Origin of the sequence: Flavonifractor sp. (genome assembly GCF_019422385.1) — a bacterium.
Classification (GTDB): domain Bacteria; phylum Bacillota; class Clostridia; order Oscillospirales; family Oscillospiraceae; genus Flavonifractor; species Flavonifractor avistercoris.
The window spans coordinates 1-15,241 of the sequence record NZ_JAHZDL010000065.1 but is presented as its reverse complement, the minus strand read 5'-3'; the positions used below and the strand labels follow the sequence as shown (position 1 = coordinate 15,241).

The 15,241-nt window shown below is 67.8% G+C and carries 16 protein-coding genes; 13 read left to right on the top strand and 3 right to left on the bottom strand.

Annotated features, from left to right (window positions below; all coding sequences use genetic code 11):
* The 3 genes from QZ378_RS09220 to hydA all read right to left on the bottom strand — a co-directional run.
* Positions 1–133, bottom strand: a 133-nt coding sequence (locus QZ378_RS09220; protein ID WP_291258055.1) for a GTP-binding protein, incomplete at its 3' end; no start/stop codon positions are given.
* Positions 134–707: 574 nt separating this feature from the next.
* A complete protein-coding gene (locus QZ378_RS09215) occupies positions 708–1,343 on the bottom strand; it encodes an HAD family hydrolase (RefSeq protein ID WP_366935192.1) in 636 nt (211 codons plus the stop codon).
* 180 nt (positions 1,344–1,523) lie between these two features.
* Complete coding sequence (gene hydA / locus QZ378_RS09210) at positions 1,524–2,912, bottom strand: dihydropyrimidinase (protein WP_291258053.1); 1,389 nt, start codon at positions 2,910–2,912, stop codon at positions 1,524–1,526.
* A gap of 217 nt (positions 2,913–3,129) precedes the next feature.
* On the opposite strand from hydA, the gene QZ378_RS09205 reads away from it, so the two are divergent.
* The 13 genes from QZ378_RS09205 (at position 3,130) to QZ378_RS09145 (ending at position 15,152) form a co-directional block, all read left to right on the top strand.
* Positions 3,130–4,221, top strand: a complete 1,092-nt coding sequence (locus QZ378_RS09205) for a 1-propanol dehydrogenase PduQ (protein ID WP_291258052.1) — start codon at positions 3,130–3,132, stop codon at positions 4,219–4,221.
* Complete coding sequence (locus tag QZ378_RS09200; protein WP_291258051.1) at positions 4,221–5,684, top strand: ethanolamine ammonia-lyase reactivating factor EutA; 1,464 nt, start codon at positions 4,221–4,223, stop codon at positions 5,682–5,684. Before QZ378_RS09205 ends, QZ378_RS09200 begins: the two co-directional genes overlap by 1 nt.
* A gap of 36 nt (positions 5,685–5,720) precedes the next feature.
* The gene (locus QZ378_RS09195; RefSeq protein ID WP_291258050.1) at positions 5,721–7,085 is read left to right on the top strand and encodes an ethanolamine ammonia-lyase subunit EutB; all 1,365 of its coding nucleotides are present in this window, start codon (positions 5,721–5,723) and stop codon (positions 7,083–7,085) included.
* A 195-nt stretch (positions 7,086–7,280) separates the two neighbouring features.
* The gene (eutC, locus tag QZ378_RS09190; RefSeq protein WP_291258049.1) at positions 7,281–8,165 is read left to right on the top strand and encodes an ethanolamine ammonia-lyase subunit EutC; all 885 of its coding nucleotides are present in this window, start codon (positions 7,281–7,283) and stop codon (positions 8,163–8,165) included.
* A gap of 100 nt (positions 8,166–8,265) precedes the next feature.
* Entirely contained in the window at positions 8,266–8,919 is a 654-nt protein-coding gene (gene eutL / locus QZ378_RS09185; protein WP_191379695.1) for an ethanolamine utilization microcompartment protein EutL, read from the top strand.
* 490 nt (positions 8,920–9,409) lie between these two features.
* Positions 9,410–10,900, top strand: coding sequence for an acetaldehyde dehydrogenase (acetylating) (locus tag QZ378_RS09180; RefSeq protein ID WP_291258048.1), 1,491 nt, complete (start codon positions 9,410–9,412; stop codon positions 10,898–10,900).
* A gap of 374 nt (positions 10,901–11,274) precedes the next feature.
* Positions 11,275–11,574 carry an ethanolamine utilization microcompartment protein EutM gene (eutM, locus tag QZ378_RS09175; protein ID WP_087238277.1) on the top strand — a complete coding sequence of 100 codons (300 nt, stop codon included), beginning with the start codon at positions 11,275–11,277 and terminating at the stop codon, positions 11,572–11,574.
* 3 nt (positions 11,575–11,577) lie between these two features.
* Positions 11,578–12,315, top strand: coding sequence for an ATP-binding protein (locus QZ378_RS09170; RefSeq protein ID WP_191528758.1), 738 nt, complete (start codon positions 11,578–11,580; stop codon positions 12,313–12,315).
* Complete coding sequence (locus QZ378_RS09165; protein ID WP_291258047.1) at positions 12,302–12,925, top strand: phosphate propanoyltransferase; 624 nt, start codon at positions 12,302–12,304, stop codon at positions 12,923–12,925. Before QZ378_RS09170 ends, QZ378_RS09165 begins: the two co-directional genes overlap by 14 nt.
* Complete coding sequence (locus QZ378_RS09160) at positions 12,922–13,194, top strand: hypothetical protein (RefSeq protein ID WP_191379691.1); 273 nt, start codon at positions 12,922–12,924, stop codon at positions 13,192–13,194. The genes QZ378_RS09165 and QZ378_RS09160 overlap by 4 nt, the downstream gene beginning before the upstream one ends.
* Positions 13,169–13,399 (top strand): EutN/CcmL family microcompartment protein, encoded by a 231-nt coding sequence (locus QZ378_RS09155; protein WP_191528760.1) that lies wholly within the window; start codon positions 13,169–13,171, stop codon positions 13,397–13,399. Before QZ378_RS09160 ends, QZ378_RS09155 begins: the two co-directional genes overlap by 26 nt.
* Positions 13,400–13,615: 216 nt before the next feature.
* Positions 13,616–14,707, top strand: a complete 1,092-nt coding sequence (eutH, locus tag QZ378_RS09150) for an ethanolamine utilization protein EutH (RefSeq protein WP_291258046.1) — start codon at positions 13,616–13,618, stop codon at positions 14,705–14,707.
* Positions 14,700–15,152, top strand: a complete 453-nt coding sequence (locus tag QZ378_RS09145) for a cupin domain-containing protein (protein WP_291258045.1) — start codon at positions 14,700–14,702, stop codon at positions 15,150–15,152. The genes eutH and QZ378_RS09145 overlap by 8 nt, the downstream gene beginning before the upstream one ends.
* The last annotated feature ends 89 nt before the right edge of the window (positions 15,153–15,241 follow it).

Here is a 15,241-nt window from a genome sequence, read left to right as displayed (position 1 = left end):
TCACCTGGCCGGCCTGGGCGATGGCCCCGCCGTAGAGCAGGAACTTCTCCGTCAGGGTGGTCTTGCCGGCGTCGGGGTGGCTGATAATGGCGAACGTCCGCCGGCGGTTAATCTCTTTTTCGTATAATGACAAGGTAAAATTCCTCCTTGTATTCTGTCCTTGGCTTTCTGATGGGATGTCGCGGCCGGTGCGGTTATCTCACCGGCAAGGCCCGTAGGGGCGGATATCATCCGCCCGCCCAATGGGGCCTCAGCCGAAGCCGTAGGGCGCGGCATCCTTGACGCACCGTTCGATTACCGGGGGCTCCCCCGGGGGCGCGCCTGCGCGGCGGGCGCCCCCATTTCTTCCCGAAGAAATGGGGGGAAAGAAGGGGCGGGGGTTTCACCCCCAGCCCCCCAAAAACGGGGGTTCATGGCGGCGGTGGGCTGTACAGACAGGGCAGGAACCGGGCCGGCATTGCCGCCCGTTTTCCCGGTGGCTTCGCTACAGGCGCTGCCGCGCCCCGGGCGGCACGCATCGGGATTACCCGGCAAGCCTTGATGGCCGCTGCGCTGTACCGGGTGCGCCCGCCGGGCCGCCATCGGTGCCATGCCGCCGAAATATCAAGGCAGTCACGGTAGCTTGGGCCCTCGCCGAAGTCCGGCGGAGGGGATGAACTTTCGCGTTTATGCGGAAGCAAATGGTTCGCGGTTTGGGGCGGCGCGTTCTACGTGGGGGCTTCGGCTTCCAGGGCGGCCACGGCGGAGGGGATGTCCCGGAAGGTTTCCGCCCGGGGCACTGGCCGGTCAATCTGCCCGAAGCCGTAGGCGGCGTGGAGGAAGGGCACGCCGGCTTTGGCCGCCGCGTCAAAATCCCCCTGGGTGTCCCCGATGTAGAGGGGCCGCCTCAGGCCGTTGCGCTCCACCACCAGGGCGATGTTGTCCGCCTTGGGCAGGCCGGTGCGGCCGGGGTTCTCGAAGTCGGCAAAGTACTTCCCCAGGCCGTGGGCCTGGAAAAAGGCCTCAATATACCCGTCCTGGCAGTTGCTGACGATAAAGAGCCGGTACCGGCCGGACAGAGAGGCCAGCACCTCCTCCTCCCCGGGGAAGAGAATGCCGCCGTATTCAGCCACATAGCGGTTTTCCTCCGCCAGGATCTGATCCAGGACGGGCTGCATCTTCTCCTGATCCAGCTCGGGCACCAGGCGGTTGAGGATGTCGGGCAGCAGCATGCCCATGCAGGGCTGGAGCCGCTCCCTGGTGACAGTGCCGGCATATTGGGGCGCCAGGCGCTCCAGCGCCTGATTCCAGGAGACGCAGATGGCGTCCACACTGTCCCACAGCGTCCCATCCAGATCAAACAGCAGTCCGTCAAACAGGGCAGATTCCTCCCATCATAAAAAGAACCACATCCGCCAGGATGGGGCGCTCATCAGAATACCATGATACTATATCATACCCCGGCGGGGGTTTTCAAGCCTCCCGCCGGGGTTTTTGTGGAGAAAACTGCCGCATCGGCACAGATTTTTCAGAGCCGGCCGCCGCTATTCCGCCAGGCAGCTGCGGCCCCGTTTGAGGTAGCGGCCTGCGCCCTTCCGGCCCAGGAACTGGTTGTCCTGTACGATCACCTCGCCGTGGGAGAGCACCAGGTCGATCTTTCCCTGAAGCTCCATGCCCTCGTAGCAGGTGTAGTCCGCCGCGGAGTGGAGGGTGGACTGGGTGAGGGTGCGCGTCCCGTTGGGGTCCAGAATCACCACGTCGGCGTCGGCGCCGGGCTGAATGGTGCCCTTTTGGGGGTAGAGACCATAGAGCCGGCTGGGCTCGGTGCAGGCCAGGCGCACCAGCTGGGGGAGGGTGATGCGGCCCTTGGCCACCCCCTCTGAGTAGAGCACCGGCAGCCGCTCCTCCACGCCGGGGGCCCCGTTGGGGCAGGCAGTGAAGTCGCCCGCACCATACTGCTTCTCTACGGCGAAGCGGAAGGGGCAGTGGTCGGTGGCCACCGCGTCGACGGAGCCGTCGGCCAGCCCGCCCCACAGGGCCTCGCAGTCCGCCCCGGTACGCAGGGGCGGGGACATAATGGCCTTCAAGCCCTCCTGGGGGTCGCTGTAGGCCTCCTCGGTGAGGGTGAGATACTGGGTGCAGGTCTCCACCCCGAAGTGCCGCTGCCCGGCGGCCCTGGCCTTGCGCACCTCCGCCAGCCCGGCGGCGCTGGACAGGTGCACCACGTACACCGGCGCCTCCCCGGCCAGGGCGGCCAGGTGGAGCAGGCGGCTCACCGCCTCCGCCTCGCACCCGGCGGGGCGGCTTCTGGCGTGGTAGATGGGGGCCGTCAGGCCCTGGGACTTGTACCAGCCCCGCAGGAAGTTCACCACCCCGTCGTTCTCGCAGTGGGCGGGGATGACCAGACCGTCCTCCTTGGCCTGCCGGAGCACCTGGAACAGGGCGCTGTCGTCCAGGCGGTCGTCATAGGTCAGGTAAGCCTTGAAGCTGGTGATGCCCTCTCGGTCGGCAATCTCCCCCATCTCCCGGAGGATCTGGTCGTTCACGTGCTGGAGCACCCCGTGGAAGCCGTAGTCGATCACCGCTTTCCCGTCGGCCAGCCGGTGGTACTCCTCCACCTGGTGCCACAGGGAGCAGCCCTTGGGCCCGAAGGCCATGTGATCCACAATGGTGGTGGTGCCGCCGCAGGCGGCGGCCACGGTGCCGGTGTAGAAGTCGTCCACCGCCCGGTGGGCCCCGGCCTGGAGATCCATGTGGGTGTGCACGTCCACCCCGCCGGGCAGGATGTATTTCCCGGCGACGTCGATGCAATGGGCGCCCCGGGCGTCCAGGCCCTTCCCAACCGCCTGGATCACGCCGTTTTCGATGAGCACGTCGGCGGCAAAGGCGGCGGACTCGGTGACCACGGTGCCGTTCTGGATGATGGTGCGCATAGGCCCCCTCCTTGTCTGTTTCGGTTTGCCTCAAACAAAAAGTGTTTGAGGCAAACTTTTTTTCATCTCCATCATACGCCAACCGCCCGCCCTTGTAAAGGGGAGATTGTGCCCAAAAGAAGGGCCCGGATTTGTGGAAAAACACCGTGCGGGGCCGCATAACTTCTCCCAAGGCCGCCATACTAACCCCAGCAAGGAAGAAACAGGGGAGGCGCCCATGGAACAATTTGCAGTCAAGCCCGTGATCACCTTCGGCACCGGCGCCCTGGCCGCCCTGGAGGAGCTGCCGGGGGAGCGGGTGCTGGTGATCACCGACGGCTTTCTGGCCAAGTCCGGCCTGCTGGACAAGGTGCTGGCCCATCTGAAGGGCCGCACGGTGGAGATTTTCGACCAGGTGGTGCCCGACCCGCCCATCGACCTGGTGGCGAAAGGGGCCCGGGCCCTGGCGGACTTCAAGCCCCGGACGGTGGTGGCCTTCGGCGGCGGCTCCCCCATGGACTGCGCCAAGGCCATGCTGCTCTTCGGCAAAAAGCTGGGGGCCCTGGGGGAGATCACCTTCGCGGCGGTGCCCACCACGGCGGGCACCGGGTCGGAGGTCACCTCCTTCGCCGTGCTCACCGACCCGGTGCGGGGGATCAAGTACCCCCTGGTGGACGACAAGCTGCTCCCCGACCAGGCCATTTTGGACCCCGCCCTGCTGGCGGGGGTGCCGCCGGCGGTGACGGCGGACACGGGGATGGACGTGCTCACCCACGCCGCCGAGGCCTACGTGGCCAAGGGGGCCTCCCCCTACTCCGACGCTTTGGCGGAGAAGGCCTTTACCCTGGCCTGGGAAAACCTCCGCCCCGCCTGGGAGAGCCAGGGGGAGAGCCGGGCCAAGCGGCAGATGCTCCTGGCCTCCAACCTGGCGGGCATGGCCTTCAACGCCGCCGGGCTGGGCCTGTGCCACAGCCTGGCCCATGCCCTGGGGGGTAAATTCCACGTGCCCCACGGGCGGCTCAACGCCCTGATCTTTCCCCACATGCTCCGCTTCAACGCCGCGGTCAGGGAGGCGGCGGCCAAATACGGCCAGCTGGCCCGGCTGTGCGGCCTGGCCCCCAACCCACGGGCTTTAGCCGCCGGGTGGAACCGGCTGCGCTCCCAGCTCAAGCTGCCCGACCGGCTGACGGCCTGCGGGGTGGAGACCAGACAACTCCACGCCGCCCTGGACGAGCTGACCGCCGCCGCCCTGGGGGATCTCTGCGCCCCCGCCAACCCCCGGAGCGCCTCGGCGGAGGACGTGAAGGCCCTGCTGAAGGAGCTGGCGTGATGGCGGAGACCCTGCTTTCTGTCGGTATCGACATAGGAACAAGCACCACCCAGTTAGTGATCTCCCGCCTGACGCTGGAGAACCGGGCCAACCCCTTCTCGGTGCCAAAAGTGGCCATTGCCGAGCGGGAGGTGCTCTACCGTAGCGATATTCACTTCACCCCCCTGCTGTCGGACACGGTGATCGACGCCCAGGGGGTGCGGGCCATCGTGGAGGAGGAGTACCGGAAATCCGGCTTTGACAAGGGGGAGATCGCCACCGGCGCGGTGATCATCACCGGCGAGACCGCCCGGAAGGAGAACGCTCGGGAGGTGCTCTCCGCCCTGTCGGCCTTTGCGGGGGACTTCGTGGTGGCCACCGCCGGGCCCGACCTGGAGTCCATCCTGGCCGCCCGGGGGGCGGGTGCGGATGAATACTCCGGGGAGAAATACGCAGATATATTGCATTTTGACATCGGCGGCGGTACCGCCAACCTGTCCCTCTGGTCCCACGGGGAGCTGGTGCAGACCGGCTGCCTGGACGTGGGCGGGCGTTTGATTAAGCTGGACCGGGACAGCGGAAGGATCACCTATGTGTCGCCGGTGATCACCCGGGCCGCCGGGCACCTGGAACATGTAGGGCGGGGGCTTGCCCCCGCCGCCCCGTACCGGACTCCAGTCGTGGGGGATACCGCCGCGCCGGAGGCCTTGGCCCCGGTGATTCAGACCATGGTGGAGGCCCTGGAGCAGGCGGCAGGCCTGCGGCCGGGGCGGGAGAGGATGGACGCCTTTCTCACCCAGGGCACCCGGTGGGAGCCCCGGACCGTGCCGGTGGTGTCCTTCTCAGGCGGGGTGGCCGACTGCATCGACGCCCCCCCCGACGACTGGAAAGCCTACGGCGACATCGGCGTACTGCTGGGGCGGGCCATCGCCGCCTCCCCGGCCTTCCAGGCGGCGGGGCGGTTCCGGGGGGCGGAGACCATCCGGGCCACAGTGGTGGGGGCGGGGAGCCACGCCACCGACCTGTCCGGCTCCACCATCTTCTACCGGGACATCCCGTTCCCCCTGAAAAACCTGCCCATCCTCAAATTGACGGCACAGGAGGAGCGGGGGGACGCCGCCGCCCTGGCGCAATCCATCCGGGACAAGCTGGGGTGGTTTGCCGACGAGGGGGGCCTGAGCCAGCTGGTGCTGGCTCTCCGGGGGGAGGACAACCCTTCCTATGCCCGCATCCAGGCCCTGGCCCGGGGCGTGGCCGACGGGCTCGCCCCCCTGCGGGAGGCGGGATTTGTCCCCATCGTGGCGGTGGAGTGCGACCAGGCCAAGGTGCTGGGGCAGGCCCTGGCCCCGCTGCTGGACGGGCCCCTTTTGTGCCTGGACGGGGTGGGGGTGGACTCCGGCGACTACCTGGACATCGGCGCGCCCGTGGCGGGCGGGACCGTTCTGCCGGTGGTCATCAAGACCCTGGCGTTTCAGAAATCGTAGGGCGGGGGCTTGCCCCCGCTGTTAAGGAGCGATCACATGATACTCAAAACCAAGCTGCTGGGGCACGTCTACGAATTCAAGTCCGTGAAGGACGCCCTGGCCAAAGCCAACGAGGAGAAGTCGGGCGACCGGCTGGCGGGCATCGCCGCCGAGAACGCCGAGGAGCGGGTGGCGGCCAAGGTGGTGGTGGCCAACCTGACCCTGGCGGATCTCCGCAACCACCCCGCCGTCCCCTATGAGGAGGACGAGGTCACCCGCATCATCCAGGATGACGTGAACGAGAAGATCTACGACGAGATCAAGCACTGGACGGTGGCGGAGCTGCGGGAGTGGCTGCTGGACGAGAAGAACGGCGGCGACGCCATCCGGCGGGTGAGCCGGGGCCTGACGGCGGAGATGATCGCCGCCGTGGCCAAGCTGATGAGCAACCTGGATCTGATCTACGCGGCCAAAAAGATCCGGGTCACCGCCCACTGCAATACCACCATCGGCCTGCCGGGTACCCTGTCCTGCCGCCTCCAGCCCAACCACCCCACCGACGACCCGGACGGCATCATGGCCTCCCTGCTGGAGGGGCTCACCTTCGGGGCGGGGGACGCGGTGCTGGGCCTCAACCCGGTGGACGACAGCGTGGAGAGCGTCCGCCGGGTGCTGGACCGGTTCCAGGAGATCAAGACCCGGTGGGACATCCCCACCCAGATCTGCGTGCTGGCCCACGTGACCACCCAGATGGAGGCGGTGCGCAAGGGGGCCCCCTGCGACCTGATCTTCCAGTCCATCGCCGGCTCCCAGAAGGGCAACGAGGCCTTCGGCCTGGACGGCAAGCTGATCGAGGAGGCCCGGCAGCTGGCCCTGCGGGAGGGGAACGCCACCGGCCCCAACGTCATGTACTTCGAGACCGGCCAGGGCTCCGAGCTGTCCTCCGAGGCCCACCACGGGGCCGACCAGGTGGTGATGGAGGCCCGGTGCTACGGCTTTGCCAAGCGGTTCCAGCCCTTCCTGGTGAACACGGTGGTGGGCTTCATCGGCCCCGAGTACCTGTACAACTCCAAGCAGGTAATCCGGGCGGGCCTGGAGGACCACTTCATGGGCAAGCTCACCGGCATCCCCATGGGCTGCGACGCCTGCTACACCAACCACATGAAGGCCGACCAGAACGACATCGAGGATCTGGCTGTCCTGCTCACCGCCGCCGGGTGCAACTACTTCATGGGCATCCCCCACGGCGACGACGTGATGCTCAACTACCAGACCACCGGCTTCCACGAGACCGCCGCCCTGCGGGAGCTCTTCGGCCTCACCGCCATCCCGCCCTTCCAGGCGTGGCTGGAGAAGATGGGCCTTGTGGAGAACGGCAGGCTCACCGAGCTGGCGGGGGATGCGTCGGTGCTGCTGGCGTGAAAGCGCGGGCGGATGATATCCGCCCCTACACCCTATATTTTGTAGGGCGCGGCATCTCTGACGCGCTGCCCGTCCACATCCCCTATGTGGGGCGCGTCCTACGCACACCCTGCAGGGCGGGGGCTTGCCCCGCCGCCCGCGCTCATTCCGTAGGGGCGAACTGTGTTCGCCCGCCGATACGATAGAGGTGACGATATGAACGAACAAGAGCTGCGCTCCCTGGTGGAGCGCATGGTGCTGGAGCTGGCGGGCCAGCCTGCCGGGGCGTCCCAATCCGCCTCGGCAAAACCCGCCCCTCCGAGGTCGGAGATTGACCCGAACGGCTGCCTGGAGGACATCACCGAGACGGATCTCCGGCGGCAGTACCTGGTGGAGCACCCGAAAAACGGTCCCGCCTTTCTGGATCTGAAGCTGCGCACCCCGGCCCGGCTGGGACTGGGGCGGGCGGGGGCCCGGTACAAGACCATCTCCATGCTGCGGATGCGGGCCGACCACGCGGCGGCCCAGGACTCGGTGTTCTCCCACGTGGACGCCGCTTTTGTGGAGAAACACGGCTTTGTCCCCGTCCAGACCCTGTGCCAGAACAAGGACGAGTACCTGACCCGGCCAGACAGGGGCCGCCGCTTCGACGAGGCCAACCAGGCCATCATCAAAAAGACCCTGGGCCAGAGCCCTAAGGTGGCCCTGGTGGTGGGGGACGGCCTGTCCTCCGCCGCCATCGAGGCCAACGCCGCCGACTGCCTCCAGGCCATCCAGGCGGGCCTCAAGACCTACGGCCTGGAGGCCGGGCAGGTGCTGTTTGTGAAATACTGCCGGGTGGGGGCCTCCGACCACATCGGGGAGCTCACCGGCGCGGAGGTGGTGTGCATGCTGGTGGGGGAGCGGCCCGGCCTGGTGACGGCGGAGTCCATGTCCGCCTACCTGACCTACAAGCCCCACATCGGCATACCCGAGTCCAAGCGCACCGTGGTCTCCAACATCCACAAGGGGGGCACCACCGCCGTGGAGGCGGGCGCCCATATTGCGGAGTTGATTCACACCATGCTGGAAAGGAAGGCGAGCGGCATTGATCTGCGCTGACGGCAGGCGGCCGCCATGTATGGCGGCCCTGCAAAGGCCGATATTTTGGGCGTAGGGCCGGCATATATGCCGGCCGCCCATCAACGAAGGAAGTGATTGTATGACAGGGGATCTGATCCCCGCCAAGGTGCTGGCCACCCACACCATCGCCAACGTCAGCGAGACGCTGGCGGAGAAGCTGGGCCTGCCGCCCCAGTACCGCTCCATCGGCATCATCACCGCCGACAGCGACGACGTGACCTACTGCGCCCTGGACGAGGCCACCAAGGCCGCCGCCGTGGAGGTGGTGTACGGCCGCTCCCTGTACGCCGGGGCGACCAACGCCTCCACCAAGCTGGCCGGCGAGGTGATCGGCATTCTGGCCGGGCCCAACCCGGCGGAGGTGCAGTCCGGCCTGCGGGCCTGCGCGGAGTTCATGGACAGCGGGGTGGGCTTCCGCTCCGCCAACGAGGACGATTCCATCATCTATTTCGCCCACACCGTCTCCCGCACGGGCACCTACCTGTCCAAGACGGCGCATGTGCGGGAAGGGGAGGCCCTAGCCTACCTGATCGCCCCGCCCCTGGAGGCGGTGGTGGGCCTGGACGAGGCGCTGAAGGCCTCCGACGTGGAGCTGGCCGCCCTCTTTGAGCCCCCCAGTGAGACCAACTTCGGCGGCGGCCTGCTCACCGGTACCCAGAGCGCGTGCAACGCCGCCTGCGCGGCCTTTGCCGAGGCGGTGAAGGCGGTGGCGGCCCGGCCGAGAGAGATTTGACGAAAGAGCGGCGGGCGCAGGCGGCGTGCGAGCGGGAGCGAGCCGCGCCGACAGGCGCGTCAAGCGTTTTGGCGGAGCCAAAACCTTGGAATCGCCGGAATTCACTTCCGGCGATTGGGGTGAAATCCGGGGCCCCCGCCCGGCGGGAGCCGGGTGGGGTCGCCTGCGCGGCCTTTGCCGAGGCGGTGAAGGCGGTGGCGGCCCGGCCCCGCGAAATCTGACGGGGCGGCGGGAGCAAGCTCCCGCCCTACGGGGACAGATTCCGCGGAAAACAGATGTAGCTACAGCCGACGAAGAACCCTCCTGGGGGGAGGATTCGGAGGGAAAGATAGTGTGAAAGAAAACCGTCAGGGTTGTCTTTCGCGTTGGATCAAACGACTTTTTGAACCTTTTTTGGAAAGTTCAAAAAGTCCGGCAGCCTGTAGAAAAAGCCTAAAGGCTTTTCTACAGGCTGCGGCGGGGGCTTGCCCCCGCCGCCAAACAAGGCGAGGTGAACCATTTGGACAAGGATCTGCAATCCATTCAGGAGACGAGAGAGCTGCTCCAGCAGGCCAGAAAGGCCCAGGGAATCCTGGCGTGCATGAGCCAGGGGCAGCTGGACAAAATAACGGCGGCCATCTCGGAGACCGCGGCGGAGCACGCGAAAAGGCTGGCCGACATGGCGGTGGAGGAGACGGGGTTCGGCAGAAAGGCGGACAAGGAGCTGAAAAACCGCTTCGCCGCCCTCACCCTCTACGACGCCATCAAGGACGAGAAGACCCATGGGATTCTGGCGGAGAACCCGGAAAAGCGGGTCATCGACATCGGCGTGCCGGTGGGGATTGTGGCGGGGCTGGTGCCCTCCACCAACCCCACCTCCACGGTGATCTACAAGTCCATGATCTGCATGAAGGCGGGCAACCCCATCATTTTCTCCCCCCACCCCAGCGCGGTGAACTGCATTTTGGAGACGGTGAACGTGGTGCGCCGGGCGGCGGAGAGCGCCGGGGCCCCGGCGGGGAGCATCTCCTGCATCACCACCCCCACCCTGGAGGCCACCAACACCCTGATGCGCCACGACTTTACCCGCCTGATCCTGGCCACCGGAGGCGGGGCCATGGTGAAGGCGGCCTACTCCTCCGGCACCCCGGCCATCGGCGTGGGGGCGGGCAACGGCCCGGCCTATATCCACCGCACGGCGGACGTGCGACAGGCGGTGCGCCGCATTCTGGAGTCCAAGACCTTTGACAACGGCACCATCTGCGCCAGCGAGCAGTCCATCGTGGTGGAGCGGGCCATGGAGGCGGCCGTCACGGCGGAGCTCCGCGCCCAGGGGGCCTATGTCCTGGACGACGGGGAGCACCGGCAGCTGTCCAGGTTCATCCTGCGCCCCAACGGCACCATGAACCCGGCCATCGTGGGCAAGAGCGTGGAGACGGTGGCCAGGCTGGCGGGGCTCACCCGGGTGCCTCCCACGGCCCGGGTGCTGGTGGCCCGGGAGACCGGCGTGGGGAAGGGCTACCCCTACTCCAGCGAGAAGCTGGGCCTGATCCTGGCCTACTACGTGGAGGACGACGAGGAGGCGGTGCTCCGCCGGTGCGTGGAGATCCTGGAGTGGGAGGGGGCGGGCCACACCTTCGCCATCCACACCGAGGATCAGGAGACGGCCAAGCGCTTCGCCGCCGCCGTCCCCGCCAGCCGGGTGCTGGTGAACACCCCCGCCTCCCTGGGGGGCATCGGGGCCACCACCTGCCTGTTCCCCGCCCTCACCCTGGGGTGCGGCGCGGTGGGCGGCTCGTCCAGCTCCAATAACATCGGCCCCCTGGATCTCATCAACATCAAGCGGGTGGCCTGGGGCGTGCGGGAGCTGGAGGAGCTGAGGGGCGGTGGGCGCGCCGGGGCCGTCGCGCCCCACTCTGCCGGGGCGGGCGCCTCCCATGTGGTGGACGAGCGCCTGCTGGATGAGCTGGTGAGCCAGATTGCGAGGAGGCTGAGCGTATGAGCGAGGTCAACGCCGACGGCGTGCTGCTCAATCCCCACGAGGCGATTTTGCAGGAGGTGCAGGCCCTGACCAACTCCCTGACGGCGGAGGAGCCGGAGGGGATGGAGGACGACAAGGCCCACCCCGTCCAGGCCGGAAACGGCCAGCCGGCGGGGGAGGCGGGGGGCGCGCCCCACGTCTCCGTGTCCGCCGCCCTGGCGGCCCCGTCCCACAGGGGGGCGGGCACCGGCAGCTACGCCGCGGAGCACCCGCCCCAGCCGGCCAAAAAGCAGGCCCGGCGAGGCGGGAACACGAAAAAACCAAAGCCGGCTCCCCCCGAGACAGCGGGGGAGCCGGAACAGCCAAAACAGACGACTGACAGGAGGAACCGAAGCATGGCAAACACAAACGCGCTGGGCATGGTGGAGACAAGAGGACTGGTGGGGGCCATTGAGGCCGCCGACGCCATGGTGAAGGCCGCCAACGTGCAGCTGGTGGGCAAGGAGCAGGTGGGCGGCGGCCTGGTGACCGTCATGGTGCGGGGCGACGTGGGCGCGGTGAAGGCGGCCACCGACGCCGGGGCCGCGGCGGCGGAGAAGGTGGGGGAGCTGATCTCCGTCCACGTGATCCCCCGGCCCCACGCCGAGGTGGACCACATCCTGCCCCACGCCTCCGGCGAGCTGGGCGGGGAGTAAGCCATGGCGCTCCTGACCGAGGAGGACGTGCGCCGCATGTCGGATAACGGCACCCGGGGCCCGGTGGTGGTGAACCGGGGGGAGGTGCTCACCCCCGGGGCCAGGGACTGGCTCCGGGCCCATAAGGTGGAGGTGGTCTACCCACAGGGGGAGGCGGCGGAGCACGCCCCCGGCGCGCCGGCCCCCGCCAAGTACCAGACCCTGTTCGGGGCAACCCTGAACGAGAAGCCCGAGCACATGACCCATCTGAAGGGCAACACGTTGGTGTTCAAGGACCACCCCCGCATTGCCTTCCGGGGGTGGATCGACGCCCTGGAGGCGGAGCTGCTGCTGGCCCAGCAGGCGGCGGCGGGGGAGGGCCTGGCCGCCCTGGCGGAGGAGCTGGGGGAGGCCCTGGCCTTCACCCGCCGGTTCATCCGCTGCGACGTGCTGGACGAGCCGGTGGGGCCCATCCACTTGTGCGGCTACACGGCGGAGCAGCTGCGGGAGGTGTCCCACTACCCGGACAAGCACCTGGGGCAGCCCCACTTCCTGCCCAGCTGTACCGACGGCCCCGCCCTGCTGGCGGTGAACCGGGCCCGCACCGTGGCCCGGCAGACCGAGCTGGCGGCCTACGCCGCCTTCCGGGACGCGGACGGCGGGGTCACCAGGGACGACATCATCCAGGGGCTCAACCGGCTGTCCTCCCTGCTGTGGATTCTCATGTGCAAATGCAAGGGGGGACACTATGCACACGCTTAATACCATAGACGCCGCCGCCCTGGCGGAGCAGATCGTGGCCCGCCTCACCATCGGGATCGAGGCCAGCGGGCGGCACGTCCACCTGTCCCGGCACGATCTGGAGGCCCTGTTCGGCGCGGGCTACCAGCTCAACCGGGTGAAGGAGCTGTCCCAGCCGGGGCAGTTCGCCTGCGCCGAGCGGGTCACCCTGGAGGGCCCCAAGGGGAGCATCCCCAACGTGGTGATCCTGGGCCCGGAGCGGCCGGAGAGCCAGGTGGAGATCTCCCTCACCGACGGGGTGGCCCTGGGGATCACGCCGCCGGTGCACCTGTCCGGCGACATCGCCGGCACGCCGGGGATCACCCTCCGCCACGGCGACCGGGTGCTCCGGCTGGAGCGGGGCCTGATCGCCGCCAAGCGGCACATCCACATGACCCCGGCGGACGCCGCCCGCTTCGGCGTGGCGGACAAGCAGACCGTGCGCCTGCGGTGCTTCACCGCCCGCCCGGCGGTGCTGGAGGACGTGGAGGTGCGGGTGTCCCCCAAATTCTCCACCGTGGTGCATATCGACTATGACGAAGCGAATGCCTGTGGATTTCGCAAGGGCGACCGGGGCCTGATTTTGAAATGACCCTGGAGTGGCGGGGACGGACGCTGGTGATCACCTGGCTGCCGGTGGCCTCCATGGGCCGCCTGGCGGCCTGCGCCCCCCAGACGGCGGCGGAGACCGAGGTGCTGGCCGCTCTGCTGGCCGGGGCCAGGGTGCGGGTGGGGCGGGACGCCCTGGAGTACCGCCGCTACCGCCGCACCGCCCCGTTGGGTATCTATCAGAAATGCGCCGGCCTGGAGCGGCGATTGCGGGAGATGGGAATCTGTGTTGCTGGGACAGGTGGCCGGTAAGGTCTGGGCCACGAAAAAATCCCCCGCCCTGACGGGGCAGGCCTTTCTGACCGTCCGGGTGGGGGAGCGGATCTTGGTGTGCGCCGACTGCGTGGGGGCCGGGGAGGGGGAGACCGTCCTGGTGGCCACCGGCGGCGCGGCCCGGGTGGCGGCGGGGAGAGAGATCCCCATCGACGCCGCCATTGTGGGGATTGTAGACGCTTAGCGTTGAAGCTGCCTCGCAGAGTTCCGCCGTCCGCAGACGGCGGAAGCCAATCAAATCTCGTTTTCCCCGGTGACATGCGCGTCGGGGAAAACACCGCTCAGCCCGCAAGTGTGGGCATTGTCCGCCATTGTGGACAATGCCCGCGCGCAGAGGGCTGCAAACCTTTCAAACAAGCGGCTCTGCCGCTTGTTTGAGGCAAGGAAAGGGGACATACCAATGTCCATCAACGAGATCATCGTCTACCTCATGGTGCTGTTCATGGCCCTGGGGGCCGTTGACCGGATCATCGGCAACAGGTTCGGCCTGGGGGAGAAATTTGAGGAGGGCATCCTGGCCATGGGCTCCCTGGCCCTGGCCATGATCGGCATCATCTGCCTGGCGCCGGTGCTGGCCAGCCTGCTCCGGCCGGTGGTGGTGCCGGTGTACCGGTTCCTGGGGGCCGACCCGGCCATGTTTGCCGGCACCATCCTGGCCAACGACATGGGGGGTGCCCCCCTGGCCCGGGAGCTGGCCCTCACCCAGGAGGCGGGCCAGTTCGGCGGCCTGATCGTGGGCTCCATGCTGGGCCCCACCATCGTGTTCACCATCCCGGTGGGCCTGGGCATCATCAAAGCCGAGGACCGGCCCCACCTGGCCACCGGCGTGCTGGCCGGCGTGGTCACCGTGCCCATCGGCAGCTTTGTGGGCGGCCTGGCGGCGGGCTTTCCCCTGAGCATGGTGCTGCGCAACCTGATCCCCATCGTGCTCATCGCCGTGCTCATCGCCCTGGGGCTGTTCTTCGCCCCCAACGGCATGGTGAAGGGCTTCCAGGTGTTCGGCAAAATCATCGTCATCATCATCACCATCGGCCTGGCGGCCGCCATCATCCAGGAGCTGACCCCCCTCACCCTGATCCCGGGGCTGAACCCCATCTCCGACGGGGTGGAAATCGTGGGGGACATCGCCATCGTGCTGGCGGGTGCCTTCCCCCTGGTGTTTGTGATCACCAAGGTGTTCCGCAGGCCCCTGATGAAGCTGGGGGGCCTGCTGGGCATGAACGACGTGGCCGCCGCCGGCATGGTGGCCACCCTGGCCAACAACATCCCCATGTTCCAGATGATGAGCGACATGGACCGCCGGGGCAAGATCATCAACGTGGCCTTTGCCGTGTCCGCCTCCTTCGTGTTTGGCGACCACCTGGGCTTCACGGCGGGCTTTGACTCCACCATGCTTTTCCCCATGATCGTGGGCAAGCTGGTGGGAGGTATCACCGCCGTGGCGGCGGCCATGCTGCTCACCCGAAAGGACAGGAGGGAAGACCATGGATAAGCGGGAGCTGGAGGAGCTGGTGCGCCAGGTGCTGCTGGAGCACCTGGGCGGCGGAGGCGGAGGCCACGGGGTGCGGTCGGTGCCCGTGCCGGCCCTGGGGGTGGACGAGCGCCACCGGATGGACACGGGGAACCCGGGCGACCGGGTGTACACCCGGGATCTGTTCACCCTGGAGCAGTCCCCCCGGCTGGGGGCGGGCATCATGGAGATGACCGACACCACCTTCCCCTGGACGCTAAACTACGACGAGATGGACTACGTGGTCAGCGGGCGGCTGGACGTGCTCATCAATGGGGAGAAGATCTCCGCCGGGCCGGGGGAGGTGCTCTATATCCCCAGGGGCAGCGCCATCCGGTTCTCCGTCACCGGCCACGCCCGGTTTTTGTACTTCGTCTATCCGGCGGACTGGCAGAGCCGGGGAGGCGGGCAGGGACCCTGGCAGTAGAAAGCCCGGCCCCGGAGCGCTGCTCCGGGGCCGGGTTTTTGTATCCCAAAACCACTCGCTAGGCGAGTGGTACAAAAAAGCCTATGGCG